Source organism: Streptomyces sp. NPDC058955 (assembly GCF_042741435.1).
Lineage (GTDB): Bacteria > Actinomycetota > Actinomycetes > Streptomycetales > Streptomycetaceae > Streptomyces.
The window spans coordinates 1-4,919 of record NZ_JBHYKM010000219.1; the positions used below are offsets into that span (position 1 = coordinate 1).

Sequence of the window (4,919 nt, forward strand, 5' to 3'; positions counted from 1 at the left end):
GTGGCAACGAGCATGTTGCACTGGAACAGTATTTCTGCAGCTCAAGCCCCGGATTTCATTGCAATGAAAGCTGGATTGATGCAACGGCATATGCCGGAACGTTGCAATGGAGGGACGGTGAACGCTATGCTGGCGGCGTATCCGGTGCCTACGAAGGGAGATCGCGATGCCGGGAGGCAGACTCACCCAGCAGGAACGTCAGCAGATCGCGCTGGGACTGGGCGACGGACTCGCCTACGCGGAGATCGCCAGGCGTCTCGACCGCCCCACCTCCACCGTCACGCGCGAGGTCATGCGCAACGGCGGCCCCACCGCCTATCGCCCCGACCTGGCCCACCGCGCCACCGAGACCCGCGCCCGGCGGCGCCGGACGACCGGCGGTGACGCCCGGCCCGCCGCGCGGGCCGACGGGCGCGACGCGACGGCCGTGCGCGACTACGAGGAGGCGTTCGCCACCGTCTTCATGCAGAGCGGCCTGCCCCGCATGACGGCCCGCGTCCTCGCCGCCCTCTACGCCACCGACGCCGGCAGCCTCACCGCCGGCGAACTCGGCGAACGGCTCCAGGTCAGCGCCGGGTCCATCTCCAAGGCCGTCGCCTTCCTGGAGAGCCAGAGCCTCATCCGCCGCGAGCGCGACGACCGGCGCCGCGAGCGGTACATCGTCGACGACGAGCTCTGGTACCAGTCGATGATCGCCGCCGCCAAGGCCAACGAGCAGATGGTCGAGATCGCCCGGCAGGGCGTCGCCGTCCTCGGGGCCGGCACCCCGGCCGCCGCCCGCCTGGAGAACGTCGCCCGCTTCATGGACTTCGTCAGCGAGGGGATCGTCCGCGCCGCCGAACAGGCCCGGGAGATCCTGCTGACCAAGCCCGCCGAGCCCGCGGAGCCGACGGAGCGGGGGTAGCGCCCGTCGCCCCGGGCGCGCCGGGATCCACTCCGTATCTGACCTTCCGTCAGAATGGAACGTGTTCTACTCTGCGCGCCATGGGCATCGCCATCACGCACGAACAGCGGGACCTCGCCCGGTCCGTCCGCGCCTGGCTCACCCGCGCCGCACCCCCCGAGGAGCTCCGCCGGTGGCTCGACGCGCCCGAACCGCCGGCCGGCCGGCCCGGACACTGGGACGCCGCCGCCGCGCAGGGCCTCCTCGGGATCCACGTACCCGAGGAGCACGGAGGCGGAGGCGGCGGCCTCGACGACCTCGCCGTCGTCGTGGAGGAGACGGCCCGCGCCCTCCTCCCCGGCCCCTACCTGCCGTCCGTCCTCGCGGCCGAACTCCTGCACCGCGCGGGCGAGTCCGGCGCCCTCCTCGCCGACCTCGCCGAAGGGCGCAGGATCGGCGCCGTCGCGCTCGGCGGCACCGGTACGCTCACCGCCGTCCGCACCGACACCGGACACGTCCTCGACGGCACCGCGCCCCCCGTCCTCGGCGCCGCCCAGGCCGACCTGCTCCTCCTCCAGGCCGCCACCGCCGACGGCACCGTCTGGCTCGCCGTCGACGCCCACCCGGACACCGGCCCCACCGTCCGCCCCCACGCCTCCGCCGACCCCACCCGGCCCACCGCCGAGGTCACCGCCGCCGCCCTCCCCGTGCCCGCCGGCCGGACCCTCGCCCTCGACACCGGGCTCGCCCACGACCTCGCCGCCGTCCTCTTCGCCGCCGACGCCTGCGGCACCGCCGCCCGCGCCGTCGAGACCGCCGCCGAACACGCCCGCACCCGCGAACAGTTCGGCCACCCCATCGGACGGTTCCAGGGCGTCAAACACCTCTGCGCCGACATGCTCGTCCGGCTCGAACAGGCCCGCGCCCTCACCTGGGACGCCGCCCGCGCCGTCCACGACCCCGCCCGGCCCCTCGTCGCCGCCCTCGCCGCCGCCACCGCCCTCGACGCCGCGTACAGCTGCGCCAAGGACTGCATCCAGATCCTCGGCGGCATCGGCTTCACCTGGGAGCACGACGCCCACATCCTGCTCCGCCGCGCCCTCGTCGCCCGCCAACTCCTCGGCACCGGCGACCGGTTCCGGCTCAACGCCCTCCGGCACGCCGCCACCGGACTCCGCCGCGGACTCCGCCTCGACCTGCCGCCCGCCGCCGAGCCGTACCGCGCCGCCGCCCGCGCGGCCCTCGCCCCCGCCACCGGACTCGACCCCGCCGCCGCCCGCCGCGCCCTCGCCCCCACCGGCTACGCCGCCCCGCACCTTCCGGAGCCGTACGGCCTCGGCGCGGGCCCGCTCCAGCAGCTCGCCGTCCAGCGCGAACTCGACGAGGCCGGGATCACCGTCGCCGGACTCGGCATCGCCACCTGGGTCGTCCCCTCCCTCCTCGCCCACGGCAGCCCGGAGCAGCAGGAACGCCACCTCGGGCCCACCCTCCGCGGCGAACAGCGCTGGTGCCAGCTCTTCTCCGAACCCGAAGCCGGCTCCGACCTCGCCTCCCTCCGCACCCGCGCCGAACGCACCGAGGACGGCCGCTGGCGGATCACCGGCCAGAAGGTGTGGACGAGCGCCGCCCAGGGGGCCGACCACGGCATCCTGCTCGCCCGCACTGACCCCGACGCCCCCAAGCACCGCGGCCTCACCTACTTCCTCGTCGACATGAGGAACACCCCCGGCATCGACATCCGCCCCCTCAAGGAGATCACCGGGGACTCCCTCTTCAACGAGGTCTGGTTCGACGGCGCCGTCCTCCCCGCCGACGCCGTCGTCGGCGAGGTGAACGACGGCTGGCGCGTCGCCCGCAACACCCTCGGCAACGAACGCGTCCACATGGCCGACCAGGTCGTCTTCGACACCGGCCTCGAAGCGCTCATCAAGGCGTCCGCCGAGGCCGACGGCTCCGTCCGGGCCCGCACCGGCGCCCTCCTCGCCGAGGCCCACGCCCTCGCCTGCATCGGCCTGCGCACCACCCTCCTCCAGGTCTCCGGACTCGAACCGGGCGCCGGCGCCAGCGTCCGCAAGCTCGTCCAGACCCTCCACCAGCAGAAGACCGCCGAACTCGCCCTCGAACTCCTCGGCCCCGACGGCGCCGTGTGCGAGGGCCCCGGCACGGCGGCCGTCCACGGGCTCCTCATGTCCCGCTGCCTGACCATCGCCGGGGGCACCACCCAGGTCCAGCTCAACGTCGTCGCCGAGCGGCTGCTCGGCCTCCCCAGGGACTGAGAGGGCACGCCATGAAGTCGTACATCGTCGGGGTCGGCATGACGAAGTTCGAGAAGCCCGAGACCCGCGACTGGCAGTACTGGGACATGGCCCGCGAGGCCGGCACCGCCGCCCTCGCCGACGCCGGGATCCCCTACGAGCGGGTCGAACAGGCCGCCGTCGGCTACTGCTTCCAGGCGTCCACCGCCGGCCAGCGGGCCGTCTACGAACTCGGCCTCACCGGCCTGCCCGTCTACAACCTCAACAACAACTGCGCCACCGGCTCCACCGCCCTCATGACCGCCCGCCAGTTCGTCGAGGGCGGCCTCGCCGACTGCGTCCTCGCCCTCGGCTTCGAGAAGATGAGCCGCGGCTCCCTGGGAGGCGGCTCCGGCGCGGGCGACTTCGCGACTTCGCCCGTCGCCCGGCACTACGGGATCATGGCCGCCGCCCACGGCTTCGAGGCGTCCCCGCCCACCGCGCAGATCTTCGGCAACGCCGCCCGCGAGCACATGGAGCGGTACGGCACCACCGAGGCGCAGCTCGCGGCCGTCGCCGCCAAGAACCACCTCCACTCCTCCCGCAACCCCAACGCCCAGTTCCAGGACGTCCACACGGTGGACGAGGTCCTCGCCGCCAGGACCGTCCACCGGCCCCTCACCAAGCTCCAGTGCTCGCCGACCTCCGACGGCGCCGCCGCCGCCCTCGTCGTCTCCGAGCGCTTCGTCGCCGAACACGGCCTGGAGGAAAGGGCCGTGGAGATTGCCGGCCAGGCCATGACCACCGACACCGGCGAGTCCTTCGCCTCCGGCTCCTGCATCGACGCCGTCGGCCGCCCCATGTCCCGGGAGGCCGCCCGGCAGGCGTACGAGCGCTCCGGGCTCGGCATCGAGGACGTCGACGTCGTCGAACTCCACGACTGCTTCTCCGTCAACGAACTCCTCACCTACGAGGCCCTCGGCATGTGCGAGGAGGGCGCCTCCGGCAAGCTCGTCGAGTCCGGCGCCACCACCTACGGCGGCCGCTGGGTCGTCAACCCCTCCGGCGGCCTCATCTCCAAGGGCCACCCCCTCGGCGCCACCGGCCTCGCCCAGGCCGCCGAACTCGTCTGGCAGCTCCGCGGCGAGGCCGCCGCCCGGCAGGTCCCCGGCGCCCGCGTCGGCCTCGCCCACAACATCGGCCTCGGCGGCGCGGCGGTGGTGACCCTCCTGCGCAAGGCGTAGGACTTTCTTCCCCCCGACTTCCCCGGAAAGACCGGTTCCTTCCCTCATGTACGGGGTGGAGCCGGTCTGCGACCATGACACGCATGCCGCAGACCGACTCCGCCACCGGATCCGCCACGACCCGCCCCTCCATACGCGCCGTCCGCCCCTGGCTCGTCGTCCTCATCGCCTGCGCCGGGCAGTTCCTCGTCGTCCTCGACGTGTCGGTCATGAACGTGGCCCTGCCCTCCATGAAGGCCGACCTCGACCTGAGCACCCTCGGCCTCCAGTGGGTGCTCAACGCCTACGCGATCGCCTTCGCCGGCTTCATGCTCCTCGGCGGACGGGCGGCCGACCTGTACGGGCGCAAGACCATGTTCCTGGCGGGCCTCGGGCTCTTCACCGCCGCCTCGGTCGTCGGCGGCCTCGCCCCCGAGGGCGCCTACCTCATCGGCGCCCGGGCCGCCCAGGGCCTCGGCGCGGCCGCGCTCTCCCCAGCCACCCTCACCCTCGTCACCGCCGCCCTAGCCACCCTCGCTGACGGCATCGGGCAAACCGAGATATCCGGCTGGACATCAG

The 4,919-nt window shown here is 73.7% G+C and carries 4 protein-coding genes; all 4 read left to right on the forward strand.

Annotated elements, in window-relative coordinates; genetic code table 11:
* The first annotated feature begins 166 nt into the window (after positions 1–166).
* Positions 167–904, forward strand: coding sequence for a MarR family transcriptional regulator (locus ACFW1I_RS37910; protein ID WP_384678599.1), 738 nt, complete (start codon positions 167–169; stop codon positions 902–904).
* 80 nt (positions 905–984) lie between these two features.
* Entirely contained in the window at positions 985–3,159 is a 2,175-nt protein-coding gene (locus ACFW1I_RS37915) for an acyl-CoA dehydrogenase (RefSeq protein WP_384678601.1), read from the forward strand.
* Between the two features lie 11 nt (positions 3,160–3,170).
* Positions 3,171–4,361: a lipid-transfer protein gene (locus tag ACFW1I_RS37920; RefSeq protein ID WP_384678603.1), complete on the forward strand. Its 1,191-nt coding sequence runs from the start codon at positions 3,171–3,173 to the stop codon at positions 4,359–4,361.
* Between the two features lie 83 nt (positions 4,362–4,444).
* A partial coding sequence (locus tag ACFW1I_RS37925; RefSeq protein WP_384678605.1) for an MFS transporter occupies positions 4,445–4,919 on the forward strand: 475 nt, incomplete at its 3' end.